This window comes from uncultured Microscilla sp., from assembly GCF_947493425.1.
GTDB lineage: Bacteria > Bacteroidota > Bacteroidia > Cytophagales > Microscillaceae > Microscilla.
In genome coordinates, this window is record NZ_CANLRP010000354.1 from 1 (window position 1) to 2,447 (window position 2,447).

Annotated in this window: 1 protein-coding gene; it reads right to left on the reverse strand. The window is 40.5% G+C overall.

Features of this window, described 5'->3' with window-relative positions; all coding sequences use genetic code 11:
• Nucleotides 1-99: 99 nt before the first annotated feature.
• A complete protein-coding gene (ltrA, locus tag Q0954_RS33610; RefSeq protein WP_299466354.1) occupies nt 100-1,851 on the reverse strand; it encodes a group II intron reverse transcriptase/maturase in 1,752 nt (583 codons plus the stop codon).
• Nucleotides 1,852-2,447: the final 596 nt, after the last annotated feature.

Consider the following 2,447-nt stretch of genomic DNA (forward strand, 5'->3'; position numbering starts at 1 on the left):
TTCCTGTCTTTTTATTTTTGTCGAGTAGGTCGGGGCGATTACTCGCCCTTTCCCCTCTAAGAACGTAACGTGCCTGTTTCCAAGCATTACGCTCACTTATTATTCCTCTTGAACTTTCCATTGTTCATTTGGAAGCCGAACTAGTTTTTCTTTCTTTGCGTGCATTGTGCGGTGACAGTTTCTGTGCAGCATCACCAGATTATCCCACTTGTTACCTCCTTGTTCTTTACGTTTCACGATGTGATGAACATCAAAAAGATGATCCTCAATCTTAGAGAGACAGTAAGGGCATATCCCTTGCTCTCTGTGATAAAGGTGGTAAAGTTTGGGGTTATCTAGCTTACTAGCAAGTTTTCTTGTGGCAATATATGCCTCAAACTTTTCCGGGTTTTTGAAGTAATTGAGTTCCTCTGCTATAAGATGATGCCGTCTGATTTTGACTTTTTGTAGCTTCATTAAATAGCCTTTCTCTGTCCCAAATACCCAACGGTCTTTACCGATCGTACAGAAATATTTGTCGTTCCCCCAGTCCATCCTTTTTTTGGGATGACGGCGCTTTATCCATTTCTGAGTTCTTTGCCAGATGTAACTGTCAATGTCAGTAAATACTCTGCTGGATACGTGAGTACGGAAATAGTTTCCCCACCCCCTTAGCACCAAGTTAAGTTCATAAATGAGGTTTTCTTGCTTTTGGGCTACATGTTCTTTGAATACTTCTTTGATTTTCTTTTTAATTTTCTGGATGCTTTTCCTGCTTGGCTTGATCAATAGTTTCCCGTTGTACTGTCGTATGTTCCAGCCTAGAAAGTCAAAACCTTCATTTATAGTTCTGATTTGAGTTTTTTCTGGATGTAACTCTAAGCCTCTCTGACCTAAATACTGTCGGATGGCTTTTAATACGAATGGGATTTCCTCTTGATGTGCCACTGTACAAATAAAGTCATCGGCATAACGGATCATATTTACTTTGGCAGATTTAGTTCTTACTGCATAAGGTCTTATGTTTTCTCCCTGTGCATTGTATAAACTTGCTTTCGTATACGTTCCGTATTTATCAAGCTTTAACTGTTTTCGTACATAATCTAGCATCCCGTCTAACACAAAATTTGTTATCATAGGAGATATGATGCCTCCTTGTGGTACTCCTTGTTCAGTAGGAAAGAGTTGTTTTTGATCAATGTATCCACATTTAAGCCACTGTTGTAGCACAGTTTTTTGAATGGGGACATTCTCAATTATCCATTGATGGTGAATATTATCAAAGCATCCTTTGATGTCTGCATCAATGACCCATTGTGGGCTCCACTTTTTACTGAGTGTGTTATGGATACGTTTAACAGCATCTTGTGTAGATCGGTATTTGCGAAAACCGTAGGAGAATCCATCTGCATGTAGCTCTGATATAGGCTCAAACCCATAAGCATACAACCTTTGCATTGCCCTATCATACATGGTAGGAATCGAAAGTGGTCTGAGTTGGTCTTTACCTGAACTTTTGGGTATGTATATCCTGCGTAAAGGTTTTGCGGTGTATCTACCTTGATTTAGGGTAGATGCCGCCTCCATTTTTAGTTTTGGAGTAGACCATACTTTTCCGTCTGTTCCTGCTGTATTCTTGCCTTTGTTGCCAGTTACTTGTCTGACTGCTAAGGCTTTCGCGTAGAATGAATTACTTAAAACATATTGGAGACGTTTTGCCGCCCGATATGCTTTTTGTTCATAGGCATCTGAGATTTTCTTTTGTAGTATCCTTACCTGTCGTTCGGCACGTTTCCAATCGATACTATGCCAATCGGTGATAGTCGCAATCTTTTCCTTATAGGAATTCTTCTTTTCTGTACTTACCATCATTAAAGGTTTAACAAATTCAATACACAGACTAATAAGCACCATAAGTCAGCCTCCTTTCGGAGCAGGGCAAAATTTGAACCCCTATCTGCTTCGTTACAAAACAGCTTTCGCTTTTTATGGTATCCTTTACCCGCTGAGGAGTTAGGTCGCTTTTGCAATTGACTTACTCATTGTCTGAGACCTCATCGGGTTTCCCCAGTTCCACTAACTTACTATGACACATTACTTAGGTTCATTTTATGCTCCGGATACCTTTTTGGACATGTATTGTTTTAGCGGATAACAATACCCTGGTACCGTACCGTTTTGGTCAGTGTGTTACAGCCAACTTACACACTTTCGCCGTCACGAAGCTTTAAAACAAATGTTCAGCTAATGTTTAACCATATAATGTTTCCTCTTGCCCTATCTTCACGTTTGGCTCGTTATTGTGAGACTTTTAGTCTCGCTTCGCACCTCCCAGTTACCCAAGACGCACGGAGACTATGAGGGTACCCTATGTCAAGGGTAAGTTATGTCAATTATAACCTTTCGGTTAGTAGCTTACTGGTCGCACCCGCAACTTGGCGGAAAAATTGATAGTCAGCGAGTTATGT